Origin of the sequence: Galbibacter orientalis DSM 19592, from assembly GCF_000260115.1 — a bacterium.
Classification (GTDB): domain Bacteria; phylum Bacteroidota; class Bacteroidia; order Flavobacteriales; family Flavobacteriaceae; genus Galbibacter; species Galbibacter orientalis.
Genome location: NZ_JH651380.1, coordinates 146258 through 164684, shown reverse-complemented (window position 1 = coordinate 164684; position 18427 = coordinate 146258). Strand labels below are relative to the sequence as shown.

The 18427-nt window shown below is 33.4% G+C and carries 14 protein-coding genes; 12 read left to right on the top strand and 2 right to left on the bottom strand.

Annotated features, from left to right (window positions below; genetic code table 11):
• The first annotated feature begins 237 nt into the window (after positions 1-237).
• From JOOMADRAFT_RS17990 to JOOMADRAFT_RS17975, 4 genes are all read left to right on the top strand, one after another.
• Positions 238-2064, top strand: coding sequence for an ABC transporter ATP-binding protein (locus JOOMADRAFT_RS17990; protein WP_008615975.1), 1827 nt, complete (start codon positions 238-240; stop codon positions 2062-2064).
• Positions 2065-2575: 511 nt separating this feature from the next.
• The gene (locus tag JOOMADRAFT_RS17985) at positions 2576-3112 is read left to right on the top strand and encodes an RNA polymerase sigma factor (RefSeq protein WP_008615974.1); all 537 of its coding nucleotides are present in this window, start codon (positions 2576-2578) and stop codon (positions 3110-3112) included.
• A complete protein-coding gene (locus tag JOOMADRAFT_RS17980) occupies positions 3112-3621 on the top strand; it encodes a hypothetical protein (RefSeq protein WP_008615973.1) in 510 nt (169 codons plus the stop codon). Before JOOMADRAFT_RS17985 ends, JOOMADRAFT_RS17980 begins: the two co-directional genes overlap by 1 nt.
• Before the next feature lie 21 nt (positions 3622-3642).
• Positions 3643-4095, top strand: a complete 453-nt coding sequence (locus tag JOOMADRAFT_RS17975; RefSeq protein ID WP_008615970.1) for a hypothetical protein — start codon at positions 3643-3645, stop codon at positions 4093-4095.
• Between the two features lie 14 nt (positions 4096-4109).
• Here the strand turns inward: JOOMADRAFT_RS17975 and JOOMADRAFT_RS17970 are convergent, their stop codons facing one another.
• A complete protein-coding gene (locus JOOMADRAFT_RS17970; protein ID WP_008615968.1) occupies positions 4110-5144 on the bottom strand; it encodes a WD40/YVTN/BNR-like repeat-containing protein in 1035 nt (344 codons plus the stop codon).
• Positions 5145-5469: 325 nt separating this feature from the next.
• Between JOOMADRAFT_RS17970 and JOOMADRAFT_RS17965 the strand changes: the two genes are divergently transcribed.
• Both JOOMADRAFT_RS17965 and JOOMADRAFT_RS17960 read left to right on the top strand, forming a co-directional pair.
• Positions 5470-6681: an RsmB/NOP family class I SAM-dependent RNA methyltransferase gene (locus JOOMADRAFT_RS17965; RefSeq protein WP_008615966.1), complete on the top strand. Its 1212-nt coding sequence runs from the start codon at positions 5470-5472 to the stop codon at positions 6679-6681.
• A gap of 144 nt (positions 6682-6825) precedes the next feature.
• Entirely contained in the window at positions 6826-7611 is a 786-nt protein-coding gene (locus JOOMADRAFT_RS17960) for an endonuclease I family protein (RefSeq protein ID WP_008615965.1), read from the top strand.
• Position 7612: 1 nt separating this feature from the next.
• On the opposite strand, the gene JOOMADRAFT_RS17955 is transcribed toward JOOMADRAFT_RS17960, so the two are convergent.
• Positions 7613-8086: a GyrI-like domain-containing protein gene (locus tag JOOMADRAFT_RS17955; protein WP_040880275.1), complete on the bottom strand. Its 474-nt coding sequence runs from the start codon at positions 8084-8086 to the stop codon at positions 7613-7615.
• 72 nt (positions 8087-8158) lie between these two features.
• Here JOOMADRAFT_RS17955 and JOOMADRAFT_RS17950 point away from each other — a divergent pair, with 72 nt between their 5' ends.
• The 6 genes from JOOMADRAFT_RS17950 (at position 8159) to JOOMADRAFT_RS17925 (ending at position 18396) form a co-directional block, all read left to right on the top strand.
• On the top strand, positions 8159-8842 hold the full coding sequence (locus JOOMADRAFT_RS17950) for an SGNH/GDSL hydrolase family protein (protein ID WP_008615960.1): 684 nt from the start codon (positions 8159-8161) through the stop codon (positions 8840-8842).
• A gap of 348 nt (positions 8843-9190) precedes the next feature.
• Entirely contained in the window at positions 9191-12850 is a 3660-nt protein-coding gene (gene purL, locus JOOMADRAFT_RS17945) for a phosphoribosylformylglycinamidine synthase (RefSeq protein WP_008615958.1), read from the top strand.
• 229 nt (positions 12851-13079) lie between these two features.
• Positions 13080-14855, top strand: coding sequence for an AMP-dependent synthetase/ligase (locus JOOMADRAFT_RS17940; RefSeq protein ID WP_040880271.1), 1776 nt, complete (start codon positions 13080-13082; stop codon positions 14853-14855).
• A gap of 192 nt (positions 14856-15047) precedes the next feature.
• Positions 15048-15500, top strand: a complete 453-nt coding sequence (locus JOOMADRAFT_RS17935) for a MarR family winged helix-turn-helix transcriptional regulator (RefSeq protein ID WP_008615938.1) — start codon at positions 15048-15050, stop codon at positions 15498-15500.
• 103 nt (positions 15501-15603) lie between these two features.
• Entirely contained in the window at positions 15604-18009 is a 2406-nt protein-coding gene (locus tag JOOMADRAFT_RS17930) for a 3-hydroxyacyl-CoA dehydrogenase/enoyl-CoA hydratase family protein (protein WP_008615930.1), read from the top strand.
• Between the two features lie 27 nt (positions 18010-18036).
• Entirely contained in the window at positions 18037-18396 is a 360-nt protein-coding gene (locus tag JOOMADRAFT_RS17925; RefSeq protein ID WP_008615929.1) for a four helix bundle protein, read from the top strand.
• Positions 18397-18427 lie beyond the last annotated feature (31 nt).

Genomic DNA, 18427 nt, shown 5'->3' with positions numbered 1-18427 from the left:
TGAAAAGCATGAAGTCACTAGCATTTAGATTGGTATTAGAGCTAACAAATAATCAACGCAATTCTAAACTAGAACCTCGAATTAATCGCTCTAATTTTATCTTAATAATTATAACATCTCATAAGCCTGCCTCTAAAAAAGGCAGGCTTAATTTCATAATTAAGTGTACCTTTGTACCCTGTTATATTACCATATAAAGTTTGAAAATACCTTATAGGTTTCTCTTAAAAATATTAAATGAATTACTTCAAAAAAATAATCCGTTTTGCTAAGCCCTACAAAAAATTTGCTTATCTAAACATCTTTTTTAATATCCTCTACGCCCTTTTTAGCACCTTATCCTTTGTGGCGTTAATTCCTGTGCTTCAAGTTATTTTTGGAGATAATAAACTAATCACAAAAAAGCCAGTATTTAAAGGAATTACACATATAAAAGATTTTGCACAAGATTCTCTTAACTATTTTTTGTCAGATTTAATTAATGAAAAAGGAAGCTTTTATGCGCTTATGGTTATGGTTTCTGTAATTATAACCTTGTTTTTACTAAAAAACCTCTCCAATTATATGGCGATGTTTTACATTACTTTTTTAAGAAATGGCGTTTTAAAAGATATTAGAACCAATATGTACAACAAAATAGTCTCTTTACCACTTTCTTTTTATTCTGAAAAGAAAAAAGGTGATACTATTTCTAGAGTAAGTGGAGATGTTGAAGAGGTTAGGAACTCTATACTTTCCGTTTTAGAAATGGTAGTAAGAGAACCATTAACAATATTATTTTCTCTAATTTTCATGTTTTTCTTCAGCATGAAATTAACCCTTTTTGTATTTATTTTTATCCCTATTGCTGGTTTTGTAATTTCTAAAATTGGAAAATCCTTAAAAAGGAAATCTATAAAAGTTCAGCAAGAACAAGGTTTTTTTCTGTCAATTTTAGAAGAAACCATGTCGGGACTTCGGGTTATTAAAGCTTTTACTGCAGAAGACACTTTCAACAAACGCTTTTCAGAATCCAACAATCGTTATTATAAATATTCTAACACGGTATTAAACAGACAAAATCTAGCTTCCCCAATGAGCGAATTACTTGGAATTATTGTAATTGCTATTTTATTGGTTTACGGTGGATATTTAGTTTTTATAGACCAAAGTATGCAAGCAAGCTTTTTCTTAGGATACATTATGCTTGCCTATAATATTTTAACTCCAGCAAAAGCAATCTCAAAAGCTAGTTATAGTCTAAAAAGAGGTAATGGAGCTGCGGAGCGTATTTTAGAGCTTTTGGAAACCGATAACATTATAAAAGATGCTCCAAATGCTATTAATAAAACGAGCTTTGATAAAGAAATAAACATTAAAAATATCTCTTTTAAATATGAAGATGAACTCGTTTTAAAAGAGTTTAATCTAACCATTCCAAAAGGAAATACCGTTGCTTTAGTTGGACAATCTGGTAGCGGAAAAAGTACGATTGCTAATTTAGTAACTCGTTTTTACGATGTTAACAATGGAAGTATTGAAATAGATAATGTTGACATAAAAGATGTTTCTATAAAGAGTTTGCGTAGCTTGATGGGGATTGTTACTCAAGATTCTATTTTGTTTAATGACACAGTAGCAAACAACATCCGTATTGGAAAACCAGATGCTACTAAAGAAGAAATTGAAGCAGCAGCCAAAATTGCTAATGCCTTTGAGTTTATAAAAGAACTCCCAGAAGGTTTTGACACCAATATTGGAGACGCTGGAGGAAAATTAAGTGGCGGACAAAAACAGCGACTTTCTATTGCTCGTGCGGTACTTAAAAATCCGCCAATCATGATTCTCGACGAGGCCACTTCGGCACTGGATACAGAAAGTGAAAAGCTTGTACAAACAGCCTTGGAAAACATGATGAAAAACAGAACTTCTATTGTTATTGCTCACCGTCTTTCCACTATACAGAATGCAGACACTATAGCCGTAATGCAAAAAGGAGTTATTGTAGAACAAGGAACTCATCAAGAATTATTAAACCACAAAGGAGTTTATCAGAAATTAGTAGAAATGCAGTCGTTTGAGTAAAGAAAAAAAAGAAACAAGACCGCTTCGCTGTAAGAGAATAGAACAAAGATTAAAGAAACAAAACCGCTTCGTTTTAAGAGAATAGAACAAAGATTAAAGAAGCAAGACCGCTCGTTTTAAGGGAATGGAACAAAGATTAAATTGTAATTATTACAAGGTTTTTAGTTTATAAAGAAACCTCTTTTAAATTCTACTTTATTCTTGTATTGATAAATAACAATGAGAGGGTCCTTGATATTAATATACTTCAGTATTTATACTCATTTTTTATCGGAGAATAAGTGATGCAGAATCCAAAAAATCAAAAACTTATAAAATCAACTACCTAGAGGCAAGCCTACGAGGGATTCAAAGAAAAATAATTTAATCCATTTCGACATAGAACCCTTCAAGATATTCAGTACAGGCTCTAGGGAATAAAACCCTCAATGAGGGATTTAAGTTTTAAACAAATCCACCTTCAAATTAAACCTTTTTCATAACTTAGAGTCTAAGAGTTAAATAAACGCTATTGCAAGAAGATATTTTAATTAAAAACTTAAAGAATGTTGCCACACAAGAAACAGCATTCAGTGAGCTTGTATCCAATTACAAGGAGCGTTTGTATTGGCATATTCGTAGAATTGTTTTAGACCACGATGACACTGATGATGTATTGCAAAACACTTTTATTAAGGTTTTTCAAAACATTAATTCTTTCAAAGAAGAAAGCGCTGTCTACACTTGGTTATATAGAATTGCAACGAATGAAGCGCTCAGTTTTTTAAAGAAAAAAGCTACTATTTTTAATACTTCAAGTGAAGAATTACAAAGCTTTTTGGTTGAAAATCTAAAAGCTGATGTTTATTTTGATGGAGATGAAATTCAGTTAAAACTACAGCAAGCAATTGCTAGTTTACCAGAAAAACAGCGTTTAGTATTTAACATGAAATATTATGAGGAGATGAAATATGAAGATATCTCTAAAATATTAGACACCTCTGTTGGTGGATTAAAAGCCTCCTACCATCATGCCGTAAAAAAGATTGAAGCATTTTTAAAAGATTAATGGAAAAAGATAAACTACATATGAAAAAGAGTGGATTTAAAGTTCCTGAAAACTATTTTTCAGAGTTCGAAAACCATTTGTCTGATAGCATAACCTCAAAAACTATGCTTCCTAAAGAAAGTGGTTTTAAAGTTCCTGAAAGTTATTTTGACACCTTAGAAACTAGCATTGTATCTAAAGTACTTCCGAAGAAGAAAACGAAAGTTATAAAAATGTCTTGGTTCTATAATGCCGCTGGTATTGCCGCTATTTTTGTTATTGGATTTTTTATTAACAATACCCTTTCAAAACAGAATAATACTGAGATAAACAGAATAGCAGTATCAGAAATTGACGCATATATTGACGAGGGTTATTTTTCCTTAAATACATTCGAAATTACGGAAGCTTTTAATGATGTCTCGCTTTCTGAAATTGATATGTCAAGTGCCCTTAATGAGGATGATATTTTTGATTATTTAGAAGAAAATATGAATACCTATGGAGGAACTATTACAGAAAATAAATAATTTTTTTTACACAAAAAAGCAATGAAAAAATACATCCTTCTTATACTACTATGCCTTTTTGCATTTAAATCTAATGCACAAAAAGGCAGTAAAAAAGACCATATAAAATCGCTTAAAATAGCATTCTTAACCGATAATTTAGAACTTTCTTCTCAGGAAGCCGAAAAGTTTTGGCCTATCTACAATGCTTATTTTGAAGAAATGCATAAAGTTAAATACTTAGAATATAAAAAGATTAAGCATCAATTAAAAGAAGAAGGTTTTGAAAATCTTTCCGAAGAGGAAGCTAAAGTTCTATTGAAAAAATTAGAAGAAATCGAGAAAAACGAGTTCGAACTTAATAAAAAGTTTGTTGCTAATTTAGAAACTGTACTTTCAGCAAAAAAAATCATCCTCCTAAAAAAATTAGAAGACGACTTTAACAGAAAACTTTTAGATCGTTTAAGAAAAGAATACCATCGTAATAAAGAGTAAAAATAAAACGCTACTTATTTAAACCTCAACTTTGCTATTCTATTTTTACCTGCGGCATACGCAGTACTGTCGTCTATAAAACGGATGGTATAAAAAGCTTCATCAGAGAGTTGCTGCCAAGTTTGTCCAGCATCATTAGAGAAAGAAACTCCATTAAACCCTACTGTTACAAGCTCTTTTGCTTCTCTCCCTGGAAGATACTGTACGCAAGAACGGTAATCTGGATTTTGCCCTTCTGCAACTAAATTCCATGTCTTACCTCCATCTGTAGTAACCGCTTTATTTGCTTTATTTTCATCTGGCTTGGTATAATCTCCTCCAATAATAAAACCTTTCATTTCATCATAAAAATCGACTGAATATATTCCTTGAGTAGCTTCTCCTTGCACTATTGGCGTATCAAAAACTTGCCATGTTTTTGCTTTGTCTGGAGAATAAAAAATTCGTGCTTTTTTACCTCCAGTAGCTATCCAAGTATGATTATCAACAATAGAAATATTAGTATTACTAGCCGCAAAAGCTGCTTCTCCTTCTACACCTTCTGGCAAAACATTACAGTTTAATTTATTCCATGTTTTTCCACCATCTCGAGTTACAATAACCGACAAACACCCGTCGGTTGGGTCGCCCATAGCAATGCCTTCATCATCATTCCAAAACTGCATTGAATCATAAAAAGCAGCTTTATGATTCTCTCTATAAACAACCTCCATTTTACCTGTGTCGCCCGTTTTAAAAAGTAAAGCTGGACTACCAACACTCATCATATAAAAATCCGTATTAGTTGTCGCTACTGCTCTAAACTCAAGTTTTAATGAATCTAATTTCATTTTTTGAGTTACCATACTCCCTTCCGAAGCATTATAAATTCCAAAAGTATTATTAGAACCCGCAAATCCTAAATTTCCTTGCATAAGAGTAATTGCACGGATACTTACCGAATCCGAATAAATCTCTTCCACTTCCACTTTAGTATAGTTATGAGGTGTAAACTGTTCCTTTCCGCAGGAAACTATCAGCAATAAACAAACAATAAATATTTTCTTCAAAACAATATATTTTGCTCTAAAAATAAGTTTTATCCCTTACAAAGCAATACCTTTGCAAATAATTATTTTTAGACTCAAATTTTGTAACTATTTTTATTTGTAAACACCTTGAGTTTTTTAAATAACTATTTCGAGAGTTGTCCATACTAAGCTATATGTACAACCCCTCGAGTTATACAAACAAAAAATATTATATTTCGATGCAAAGCCTTTAGTACAACTCAAGGTCAACTTCGAAGAATTACTCTTTATAGAGATTAAAAAAAGTACTAGAATCATTGCTAAGAAATACCTTAAATGATTCTTTTTTATAAAATAGAATTTTATGCGTCTTCACAGAAATCTTGTATTTGCCGTAATCGATGGGCTTCATCTTATCTTTAATGAAAATAAATATGCCGATAAAGTTGTTGAACAACTTCTTAAACGCGATAAAAGATGGGGATCTCGAGATAGAGGTTTTGTTGCTGAAACAACTTATGATATTGTTCGTTGGAAAAGATTATACGCTGAAATTGCTGAAGTAAAAGAACCCTTTACTAGAGAGAATTTATGGCGAATTTTTGCTGTTTGGGCTACACTTAAAGGTATTAAACTTCCAGATTGGAAACAATTAGAGGGAACTCCTTCTAGAAAAATAAAAGGTCGATTTGATGAATTTTCTAAAACTCGAAAATACCGTGAATCCATTCCAGATTGGTTAGATAATGTAGGGGAAAAAGAGTTAGGAAATGATGTTTGGACAAAAGAATTACATGCCTTAAATGAGCAAGCAGATGTAATTATTAGAGTAAATACCTTAAAAACTACCAAAATTGCTTTACAAGATTTGTTAATGGATGAAGGGATAGAAACTTTACCCCTTAAGGACTACCCTGATGCATTGCAATTAAAAGAGCGCGGAAACATTTTTAGAACTGAAGCTTTTAAAAATGGATTCTTTGAAGTACAAGATGCCTCTTCTCAATTGGTTGCCGATTTTCTAGATGTTCAACCAGGAATGCGAGTTGCAGATACTTGTGCTGGAGCTGGAGGAAAATCGTTACACTTGGCTTCAAAAATGGATAATAAAGGTCAGGTTATAGCTTTAGACATCTATGGAAATAAATTAAAAGAGTTAAAAAGAAGAGCTAAAAGAAATGGAGCTCATAATATAGAAACTCGCGAAATAGACTCTACTAAAGTTATTAAAAAACTCCATGATAAAATGGATCGTGTGCTTATAGATGCTCCTTGTAGCGGTCTTGGAGTTTTACGTAGAAATCCAGATGCTAAATGGAAGTTACAGCCTGAGTTTATTGAAAATATAAAAAGTACACAGCAACAGATTTTAAACGATTACTCTAAAATGGTAAAATCAGGAGGAAAATTAGTCTATGCTACCTGTTCAATTCTTCCATCAGAAAATCAAAACCAAGTAGCTAGCTTTTTAAAGTCTGAAAATGGAAAAGATTTCAAGCTTGTAAAAGATAAAAAAGTATTAGCCTCTGAAAGTGGATTTGACGGTTTCTATATGGCACTTTTAGAGAAAAAATAGACTAATTGTTGACAGTGTTCAGTGTTCAGTGTTCAGTGTTCAGTGTTCAGTGTTCAGTGTTCAGTGTTCAGTAAAGTAATTTTTCCTTAAACCCTGTAACAACATAACTCTTTAACTTTAAAAACTTTTAACATTCTTCTTTTTATGCTCAAAAAGTTTTCAATTCTATTCCTTATAATTTCAGCATTTGGTTGCAAGCAAAATTCGCTTAAAACAGCAGAAGTAGTTTTGGTTAATCCAAACCAAGATTCTACTTTGCTTTCTATTCCGAAGGAATTAAAAAACTATTATAAAGACATAGATTTTAGCTTAAGAAGTATTGAGTTGTATGAAGCTTTAGCTACCACAACAATTGCAAAGCACACCAATATATTAACCTATAGAGAACGCCATAATTTTTTGTACGACATTGACGCCAGCCCTACAAACAATAAAAATGTAGTTTTAATATATTCTGGAGAAGAACGGTATTGGAAAGAATATGTTTCAGGAAAAAATCCATATAAAAAACAGACTTTTAATACCGAACATGTATATCCACAATCGCTAATTGAAAATACCGCTAAAGGCGATTTACATCATTTAAGAGTTTGCGACCAAACCGTGAATACTCGTAGAAGTAACAATAAATTTATTGACGGTAGCGGGAGCTACAAACTAGAATATAAAAGTTGGTTTCCTGGAGATGAATGGAAAGGAGATGTGGCAAGAATGATTTTGTATTTAAACCTCCGCTATAACGAATCTATAAAAGACGTTGGAAGTATTGAACTCTTTCTAAAATGGAATGCAGAAGACCCTGTTTCAACTTTTGAAATCGATAGAAATAATAAAATTGAAAAAATTCAAGGTAACAGGAATCCTTTTATAGACAATCCTTTTCTAGCTACTTTAGTGTGGGGCGGACCTCAGGCAGCTAATAATTGGTAATCTATTTAATAGGAATCCAAATTTCTTCTTCTGAAGACGGATCATCATTCTTATATTTTTCTCCCATTACTGCAAAGTGAGGTCTATTATCCAAAGAGTTTCCCGATAAAGAAAGCCATTCTCCATAAATATATTGATAGAGTTTAAATGCTTCGGAAGATTTTCCTTTATAATTAAACACCGCATATTTCCCTTCAGGAACACGTAATTGTTTAATATCTGCTGGAAGTTCATCAAAACTCCCTACCGCTACGGCTGCCCATTTTTCAAAAGATTTTTGAGGCACAAATTCATTAAAATAATCTGTTGGATAAACTTCTACTGAAAATAAATCTTCAGAAATTATATTTTTAATTTTCTTAAGTTCAGGCATAAAACCCTTCCACAACAGTGCTGTTTTATTTTCAAGGATTGACATTGACAGTGATTTTCCTACCAAAAAATATTCTTCTAAAACTTCAACTCTATATTCCATAATAAAAATGTATCTCTCAAAGATAAATAGGTTCCTTATATTTGAAAAAGACATTAACCAAAATTTATAAAAATGAAAAATATTCTCCTTTTAGTTTGCATCCTTTCAGGAATTAATAGCTATGCTCAACAAACGGCAGTTGAATTTGCCAATTTCGAAAAATATGCTGCTGAAAACAAAGCATTACTAGCCCCGGACGCTACCGAAAATCTGGTTGTTTTTATGGGAAATTCTATTACAGAAGGATGGAAAAATATGCATCCCGATTTTTTTGAAAACAATCCGTATATCGACAGAGGGATTAGCGGACAAACAACTTCTCAGATGTTGTTAAGATTCCGTCGAGATGTTATAGACCTCAAACCAAAAGCTGTTACATTTTTAGCAGGAATCAATGATATTGCCGAAAACACAGGCCCAATTGAGCTTGAAGATGTTTATGGTAATATAATTTCGATGGTAGAACTTGCACAGGCAAACAATATTATTCCTATAATTTGCTCAACACTTCCTGCCAATCATTTTCCGTGGAGAGAACATATCAATCCAACTGAAAAAGTTATTGAACTTAACAAAATGCTAAAAGCCTACGCCAACCAGAATTCTATTATTTATGTTGATTATTACACTGCTATGGTCGACGATAAAAAAGGACTCAGTGAGGAATTAGCTTCGGATGGGGTTCACCCAACATCTAAAGGCTATGATATTATGGAACCAATGGTGCAAGAAGGTATTAAAAAAGCTTTAAAATAACCACTTTACACATAAAGTTGAAGAAACCTTTAGCAAATTATAAAGTATGTTTACCACAGATTCACAAATATATCTTTTCCCATAGAAGGGATGCTAAATATCTGTGAATTTGTGGACAATATTTATAGCGCATAAAGAACATTTTGATGTAAACTCTTAACAAACTCAAAAGAATACTTATATAAATTAAGCACACAAAAAGAGAATATAAAATTGCTTTTTATATTTTGTCTCCCTCCCAATAATAAATGCTTCATTATTACGATAAAAAATAAGAAGTAATTTCTTAAATTTGCGCTTTAATTCAAACAGACGTCTGTAATCATTAAGACACAAACACAACAAAGTATGATCCTTTTCTTCGGAAACCCAGAAATCAAGGTATTTGCCGTTCAAACAAACAGCAAAATTTCACAAGAAAATATAACTAAATTATCATGGTTATTTGGCGATCAGCCACAAATCGAAGCGGCGTCTGTAGACGCTTTTTTTATTGGTCCGCGTGCAGCAATGATTACTCCATGGAGTACAAATGCTGTTGAGATTACACAGAATATGTGCATTGAGGGGATTATACGAATTGAAGAATTTCATGCCTGTTCGAGTGATACGGTAGATTTTGACCCGATGCTCTCACAAAAATACAATAGCCTAGATCAACATATTTTCGATATCAATATTGAGCCGGAAGCTATTAAGGAAATTAATGACGTTGCTTTGTTTAACCAACAAGAAGGTTTGGCTTTAAATGATGAAGAAATAGATTATTTAAATGAACTTTCTGAAAAACTAGGAAGAAAATTAACCGATTCTGAAGTTTTTGGATTCTCTCAAGTAAATTCAGAACATTGTCGTCATAAAATTTTCAATGGAACTTTTGTGATTGATGGAGAAGAAAAGCCGACTTCATTATTTAAAATGATTAGAAAAACTTCCGAAGAAAATCCTAACGGAATTGTTTCTGCCTATAAAGATAATGTTGCTTTTGTAAAAGGCCCAAAAGCAGTTCAATTTGCTCCTAAGACTGCCGATCAACCTGATTTTTATCAAGAAAAAGAATTCAATGCTGTTTTATCTCTTAAAGCAGAAACACATAACTTCCCTACTACAGTAGAGCCATTTAATGGTGCTGCTACAGGGGCTGGAGGAGAAATTCGCGACCGTCTAGCTGGTGGGAGAGGCTCTTTACCTTTAGCAGGAACTGCGGTTTATATGACTTCTTATTCCCGCTTAGAAGAAAATAGACCATGGGAAAAAGCTATGGAAGAACGTAATTGGCTTTACCAAACCCCTATCGATATATTGATTAAGGCTTCTAATGGAGCTTCCGATTTTGGAAATAAATTTGGACAACCGCTAATTGCTGGTTCGGTACTTACTTTTGAACATGAAGAAGAAGCTCGTAAACTTGGGTTTGATAAAGTAATAATGCTTGCTGGAGGTATTGGTTACGGCAAAGAAGAGCAAGCTTTAAAAGCAACTCCAAAAGCAAGCGATAAAATTGTTGTTCTTGGAGGAGAAAATTATAGAATTGGGATGGGAGGAGCTGCGGTTTCTTCTGCCGATACTGGTGAGTTTAGCAGCGGTATTGAATTAAATGCAGTACAACGTTCCAATCCAGAGATGCAAAAGCGTGTTGCAAATGCAGTTCGTGGAATGGTTGAAAGTGATGAAAACGAAATTGTTTCCATCCACGATCATGGCGCTGGTGGGCACCTAAATTGTCTTTCTGAGCTTGTTGAAGATACTGGAGGAAAAATTGACCTTGATAAATTACCTGTTGGAGATCCTACACTTTCTGCAAAAGAGATTATCGGTAATGAAAGTCAGGAAAGAATGGGGCTTGTTATTGCTAAAGAACATACCGAAAAACTTAGAAGAATTGCAGAGCGAGAGCGTTCTCCAATGTATGAAGTGGGAGAGGTAACTGGCGATGATGTTTTCTGTTTTGAATCGGCTACCAAAGGAGATAAACCAATGGATTTGGCTTTAGAAGATATGTTTGGAAGTTCTCCAAAAACTATCATGACCGATAAAACCATAAAAAGAAATTATAAAGATGCTTCTTATAGCATTGAAAATATACAATCCTATTTAGAGCAGGTGCTCCAACTGGAAGCTGTGGCTTGTAAAGATTGGCTTACAAATAAAGTCGACCGTTGTGTAGGTGGACGTGTTGCAAAACAACAATGTGCTGGTCCTTTACAATTACCTCTTAACAATTGTGGGGTTATGGCACTCGATTTTAAAGGAAAAGAAGGCTTGGCAACTTCTATTGGGCACTCCCCTATTTCTGCGCTTATCGACCCTGTTGCTGGAAGTAAAAATTCTATTGCAGAATCGCTTACTAACATTGTATGGGCTCCTTTAGAAGAAGGTTTAAAATCGGTTTCTTTGTCTGCTAACTGGATGTGGCCTTGTAAAAATGAAGGGGAAGATGCTCGTTTGTATGAAGCTGTACAAGGATGCTCGGAATTTGCTATTGAATTAGGAATTAATATCCCTACAGGAAAAGATTCGCTTTCAATGAAGCAAAAATACCCTAATGAAGAAGTTATTTCTCCAGGAACTGTAATTATTTCTGCTGGAGCACATTGTAGTGATATTACAAAAGTAGTTGAGCCTGTTTTACAGAAAAATGGAGGAAGTATTTATTACATCAACCTTTCTAATGACAACTTAAAATTAGGAGGTTCTTCTTTCGGACAAATACTAAACAGCGTTGGAAATGATGTTCCAACTATTAAAAGTGCTGAAAATTTAAAAACAGCTTTCAATACAATTCAGGCATTAATAAAAGAAAATCAAATTCTTGCAGGACATGATGTTGCTAGTGGTGGATTTATAACTACCCTATTAGAAATGTGTTTTGCTGATATTAATTTGGGAGCACAACTAGATTTGTCTGCTATTGGGGAAAAAGATTCTATAAAATTATTGTTTAATGAAAATGCTGGTATTGTTTTCCAAGCGAAAGAAAATACTGTTGTTGAAGAAACCCTTGCTAAAGCTGGAATTGCTTTCCATAAAATAGGAGCTCCACTAGAAGGCGATCGTTTACAAATAATAAATAACAATGATAGTTTTTCTTTTAGCGTGAGTCAGTTAAGAGATGTTTGGTATAAAACTTCTTTCTTATTAGATCAAAAACAAACACAAAATAACGTTGCAGAGGCACGTTATAACAACTATAAAAATCAGCCATTAATCTATAAATTTCCTAAACAGTTTACAGGGAAACTACCTGAGGTTAGTGGAAAACGACCAAAAGCTGCTATTATTAGAGAGAAAGGAAGTAACTCTGAGCGAGAAATGGCAAATGCTATGTATTTAGCAGGTTTTGATGTTAAAGACGTGCATATGACCGATTTAATATCGGGGCGTGAAACGCTAGAAGATATTCAGTTTATTGGCGCCGTTGGAGGTTTCTCTAATTCAGATGTTTTAGGTTCTGGCAAAGGTTGGGCTGGAGCATTTTTATACAACGACAAAGCAAAACAAACGCTAGAGAATTTCTTTAAAAGAGAAGATACACTTTCTATCGGAATCTGTAATGGTTGTCAGCTTTTTGTTGAATTAGGATTAATTAATCCTAACCATACTCAAAAACCGAAAATGCTTCATAACGAAAGTGGTAAACACGAGAGCATTTTTACTTCCGTAGAAATTCAGAAAAATAATTCAATCATGCTTTCTACTTTAGAAGGAAGTAAATTAGGAATTTGGGTTTCTCATGGTGAAGGTAAATTTAGCTTCCCTCTAGAAGAAAACAATTACAATATAGTTGCTAAATACGGTTATGAAGGCTATCCATCAAATCCAAATGGATCGGATTTCAACACGGCTATGTTAGTTTCAGATGATGGTAGACATTTGGTTACCATGCCACATTTTGAACGTTCTATTTTTCAATGGAACTGGGCACATTACCCTGAAGGAAGAAAAGATGAAGTTTCTCCATGGTTAGAAGCTTTTATAAATGCTAAAAAATGGCTAGAAAATAAATAATTCTGTTTTAAATCATATATAATTAAGGAGTTGCCAACAATCAACTCCTTTTTTTATGAGTTCTTTTGAAAATAGTCCGCAAATTTCATAATTTGCAATTCAGTAACCAATCTCAGAAAAGTCATATTTTCGACTTTTAAGTGAACAAAAAAAGTGTCCCGATGTATTTCTGTACACTCTATCTCAATAATTTGGGACTCACTTTGTGAGTAATAACATATATAAAGCTATGATGAAAGTAACTCGTTTGTTTGATTTTCCATACTATCAATTGGAAAAATATAATTTAGATATTGCCTTTTCAACAAAATATGGAGACGAATGGGTACATACTTCTTCTCAAGAATATGTTGACAAAGCAAATCAATTCAGCAGAGGTTTATTGCGTTTAGGTATTCAGCCTAATGAAAAAATTGCAGTTATTACACACACAAATAGAACTGAGTGGCATATTGCAGACATTGGAATCTTACAAATAGGAGCCCAAAATGTACCAATTTACCCTACTATTTCAGAAGAAGATTATGAGTATATTTTAAATCATTCTGGAGCTTCTTATTGTTTTGTTTCTGATAATGAGATCTTGGAGAAGCTAAATGCTATCAAGCAGAATGTTCCTACATTAAAAGAGGTATATGCTTTTGGAGACATTCCAAATACTAAGAATTGGGAAGAAATTTTAACCTTAGGAGACGATAAAAGCAATCAAGATGAAGTAGAAGCTCGAAAAAAGGCAGTAACTACAGAAGATTTAGCTACAATTATATATACCTCTGGAACTACAGGGCGACCAAAAGGTGTAATGCTTTCTCACAAAAATATAGTTTCAGATGTTTTAGCAAGTGAAGAACGGGTTCCGTTAGACCCTAGAGATGTTGCTTTGAGCTTCTTACCTATTTGCCATATTTTTGAACGCATGGTTGTGTACCTCTACCAACATTGCGGAATTAAAATATACTTTGCTGAATCTATTGATAAAATGAGTGACAACCTTAAAGAGGTTAAGCCTCATGTTATGACAGTAGTTCCACGACTCCTAGAAAAGGTATATGATAAGATTTACGCAAAAGGAGCAGATTTAACAGGAATTAAGAAGAAATTATTCTTTTGGGCGATAGAATTAGGACATAAATTTGAGCCCTACGGAGCCAATGGTGCATGGTATGAGTTCCAATTAAGTATAGCCAGAAAGCTAATCTTTAGTAAATGGCAAGAAGGTTTAGGTGGGAATTTAAAAGTAATGGTTTCTGGGAGTGCCGCATTACAACCTCGTCTATCTAGAGTGTTTGGAGCAGCTGGAATTCCTGTTATGGAAGGTTACGGATTAACAGAAACCTCTCCTGTTATTTCTGTAAATGACCAGAAAAATAGAGGATGGAAAATAGGGACTGTAGGAAAGATGCTTCCAGGGGTAGAAGTTAAAATTGCAGAAGACGGAGAAATTATTTGTAAAGGGCCTAATGTTATGATGGGGTATTACAATGACGAAGAAAAAACAAATGAAGCCATGGAAGGTGGCTATTTCCATACTGGAGATATTGGAGAAATTGATGAGGACGGTTTCTTAAAAATTACCGACCGTAAAAAGGAAATGTTTAAAACTTCTGGAGGTAAATATGTTGCGCCTCAATTAATTGAAAACCTAATGAAACAATCACGATTTATAGAACAGATTATGGTGATTGGAGAGGGAGAAAAAATGCCAGCAGCTTTTATCCAACCAAATTTTGAATTTGTTGAAGAATGGGCAAAACGACATAACATAGAAGTAAATGGTGACTATAAAAAAATGATAGCCAACCCTGAGGTTATTAAAAGAATACAAGAAGAAGTAGACCACTACAATGAAAAGTTTGGACGTTGGGAACGCATTAAATTGTTTGAACTTACTCCAGATGAATGGAGTGTTGAAGATGGACACCTTACTCCTACACTAAAATTAAAGCGAAGAATTATAAAAGAAAAATATAGCGATTTATACAATAAGATATATGATCATAAATAGATCCCTTCTATACTCAGCAATTGAGTAACAGAATCTTAACATAAATTTTTATTAAACTCTCCTTTTTTGGGGAGTTTTTTTATTACCTTAATATTTTAAACGCCTTCACTTTGTGATTTAACAAATTTTACCTTATTTTACTATGCATGCATAATAAAATATTTGTATATTTGATTTCACCACTACAAGAAAATGAAGGATATAACTATAGATTACGCATTAAGAGCAACTTGGCAAGCTGTTGCTAAAATGTATAATGAAGAAGCTGGAAAAGAAGATAGCACAATGGCTACTGGTTTTACACTTCTAAGCATCGACCCAGAAAAGGGATCTCCCTCTACAGCATTAGGCCCAAAAATGGGAATGGAAGGAACTAGCTTATCTAGAACCCTAAAAAGCATGGAAGAAAAAGGTCTTATCATTAGAAAACCTAATCCAAAAGACGGACGTGGAGTTCTTATATGTCTTACCGATTTTGGAAAAGAAAAAAGAGACTACTCTAAAGAAGTTGTTTTGAAGTTTAACGAAACCATTAGAGACCATGTTACCGATTCGGATTTACAAGGTTTTTATAATGTTATCGATGTAATCAATGAATTTATTTCAGAAAAGAAAATATATAAAGAAAACGTTTCAAAAAAGTAATTTCAATACAGAGAATAAAACATTTATGATTAATTCTATGCACACAGCAGAATGATTAAATAAATGTTCTATCTGATCTTTAAAAGATAATAAATATAAACAGATGAAAAGAATAATCAAAAAAGTTGCAGTTATTGGTTCTGGTATTATGGGAAGTGGGATTGCATGCCACTTTGCAAATATTGGCGCTGAAGTTTTACTGCTTGATATTGTACCAAGAGAATTAAACGACAAAGAAAAAGCAAAAGGTCTTACCCTTCAAGATAAAGCGGTAAGAAACAGAATGGTAAACGATAATCTTACTTCAGCTTTAAAATCGAAGCCCTCTCCTATCTACAACCAGAAATTTGCTAGTAGAATTTCTACAGGTAATTTGGAAGATGATATTTCTAAAATTAAAGATGTAGATTGGATTATTGAGGTTGTTGTGGAAAGATTAGATATTAAAAAAAGTGTTTTTGAGAATATAGAAAAACATAGAACCCCAGGAACACTTATTACTTCTAATACTTCGGGGATTCCAATTCATTTTATGAATGAAGGAAGAAGTAAAGATTTTCAGGAACATTTTGCGGTGACTCACTTTTTTAATCCGCCACGCTATTTAAAACTTTTTGAGGTAGTTCCTGGTCCAGATTGTAAAAAAGAAGTAGTAGACTTTTTAATGATGTATGGCGAGAAATTCCTAGGAAAAACTTCGGTTCTTGCTAAAGATACTCCTGCCTTTATTGGTAATCGTATTGGAATATTCGGAATTCAAAGTTTATTCCATCAAGTAAAAGAACTTGGAATGACGGTAGAAGAAGTGGATAAACTTACAGGGCCTGTTATTGGTCGCCAAAAATCGGCAACTTTTAGAACCGTAGATGTTGTTGGTTTAGATACGCTTGTGCATGTGGCAAATGGAATTTATGAGAATTGCCCAGAAGACGAGGCACACGATCTATTTAAACTTCCAGAATTTATCCAAACTATGATGGATAATAAATGGCTTGGAAGTAAAACTGGTCAAGGTTTTTATAAAAAGGTAAAAGGAGACGATGGTAAAAGTGAAATCCTATCCTTGGATCTCGATACCATGGAATATACCGAAAGTAAAAAAGCAAAATTTGCTACGCTAGAAGAAACTAAGACCGTTGATAAAGTTGCAGATAGATTTCCTATTCTTGTTAACGGAAAAGACAAAGCTGGAGAGTTCTACAGAAAAAACTTCGCTTCGCTGTTTGCTTACGTTCAACATAGAATTCCTGAAATTTCTGATGAACTATACCGAATTGACGATGCCATGAAAGCTGGTTTTGGCTGGCAACACGGGCCATTTGAAATATGGGATGCTATTGGAGTTGAAAAAGGAATTGAATTAATAAAAGCTGAAGGAAAAGAACCTGCAAAATGGGTTACAGAAATGGTAGCTAGCGGAAGTAATTCTTTCTATTCTGTAAAAGACGGAGCTACTTATTATTATGACATTCCTTCTAAAAAACAAGTAAAAAAACCTGGTCAAGATGCCTTTATCATTTTAGATAACATCAGAAAATCTAACGAAGTTTGGAAAAATAGCGGAGTTGTTGTTGAAGATCTAGGAGATGGAATTCTAAATGTAGAATTTCAATCTAAAATGAATACCATTGGAGGCGATGTTCTTGCAGGAATTAATAAAGCAATAGATTTAGCTGAAAAAGATTTCCAAGGCTTAGTTGTTGGAAACCAAGCCGCAAATTTCTCTGTAGGAGCCAATATCGGGATGATTTTTATGATGGCTGTGGAACAAGAATATGATGAGTTAAATATGGCTATTAAAATGTTCCAAGATACCATGATGCGTATGAGATACTCTGGTATTCCAACTATTTCTGCGCCACATGGTATGGCTTTAGGAGGCGGCTGTGAACTTTCGTTACATGCCGATAAAGTGGTAGCGGCAGCAGAAACTTATATGGGACTTGTGGAGTTTGGTGTAGGTGTAATTCCTGGTGGTGGAGGTTCTAAAGAAATGACGCTTAGAGCTTCAGACCTCTTTAGAAAAGATGATGTTGAAACTAATGTGCTTCGTGAGCATTTCTTAACCATAGGAACTGCAAAAGTTTCTACTTCAGCATACGAAGCCTTTGATTTGAATTTACTTCAGAAAGGAAAAGATATTGTGGTTGTAAATAAAGACCGACAAATAGCAGAAGCAAAAAAACACGCCGTTTTAATGGCTGAAGCTGGCTATACACAACCTCCAAAACGCAACGATATTAAAGTGCTAGGAAAACAAGCATTAGGAATGTTCTTAGTTGGAACAGACTCCATGAATGCTGGACATTATATCTCAGAACACGATAAAAAAATAGCAAATAAGCTAGCCTATGTAATGGCAGGTGGCGATTTATCTGAAGCTACCAAAGTATCAGAACAGTACTTACTAGATTTAGAAAGAGAAGCTTTCTTATCGTTATGTACCGAACGTAAAACATTAGAACGTATTCAGCACATGTTAAAAACAGGAAAACCTCTTAGAAATTAATTATGAATTTTGAATTATAAATTTTAAATGACCGCTAAAAAGGAAAATATCATTGCTGAAAAGTCTTTCAAATTTGCTCTAAGCATTATTTCCCTTTTTAATCAACTTACAAAAGAAGAAAATGAGTTTGTTCTTTCAAAACAATTAATAAGATCTGGAACTAGCATTGGAGCTAATATTCAAGAAGCCACAGCGGCACAGTCAAAAAAAGACTTTATTCATAAAATGTCTATAGCATCAAAAGAAGCTAGAGAAACTAAATATTGGTTACGACTTATAAACGAAAGTAATGTCACTAAAATAGATGTTAGCAGTTATTTAATTGAGATAGAGCATATAATTAATATCATTACAAAAATTATTATAACCTCAAATAAAAGCAGTTAACACATTCAAAATTCAACATTTAAAATTCAAA

What these genes read in the sequence shown, in the direction of transcription:
- JOOMADRAFT_RS17990 (WP_008615975.1), top strand. Translation starts at nt 238, where the DNA reads ATGAATTACTTCAAAAAAATAATCCGTTTTGCTAAGCCCTACAAAAAA.
- JOOMADRAFT_RS17980 (WP_008615973.1), top strand. Translation starts at nt 3,112, where the DNA reads ATGGAAAAAGATAAACTACATATGAAAAAGAGTGGATTTAAAGTTCCT.
- JOOMADRAFT_RS17975 (WP_008615970.1), top strand. Translation starts at nt 3,643, where the DNA reads ATGAAAAAATACATCCTTCTTATACTACTATGCCTTTTTGCATTTAAA.
- JOOMADRAFT_RS17965 (WP_008615966.1), top strand. Translation starts at nt 5,470, where the DNA reads ATGCGTCTTCACAGAAATCTTGTATTTGCCGTAATCGATGGGCTTCAT.
- JOOMADRAFT_RS17960 (WP_008615965.1), top strand. Translation starts at nt 6,826, where the DNA reads ATGCTCAAAAAGTTTTCAATTCTATTCCTTATAATTTCAGCATTTGGT.
- JOOMADRAFT_RS17955 (WP_040880275.1), bottom strand. Translation starts at nt 8,086, where the DNA reads ATGGAATATAGAGTTGAAGTTTTAGAAGAATATTTTTTGGTAGGAAAA.
- JOOMADRAFT_RS17950 (WP_008615960.1), top strand. Translation starts at nt 8,159, where the DNA reads ATGAAAAATATTCTCCTTTTAGTTTGCATCCTTTCAGGAATTAATAGC.
- purL (WP_008615958.1), top strand. Translation starts at nt 9,191, where the DNA reads ATGATCCTTTTCTTCGGAAACCCAGAAATCAAGGTATTTGCCGTTCAA.
- JOOMADRAFT_RS17940 (WP_040880271.1), top strand. Translation starts at nt 13,080, where the DNA reads ATGATGAAAGTAACTCGTTTGTTTGATTTTCCATACTATCAATTGGAA.
- JOOMADRAFT_RS17935 (WP_008615938.1), top strand. Translation starts at nt 15,048, where the DNA reads ATGAAGGATATAACTATAGATTACGCATTAAGAGCAACTTGGCAAGCT.
- JOOMADRAFT_RS17930 (WP_008615930.1), top strand. Translation starts at nt 15,604, where the DNA reads ATGAAAAGAATAATCAAAAAAGTTGCAGTTATTGGTTCTGGTATTATG.
- JOOMADRAFT_RS17925 (WP_008615929.1), top strand. Translation starts at nt 18,037, where the DNA reads ATGACCGCTAAAAAGGAAAATATCATTGCTGAAAAGTCTTTCAAATTT.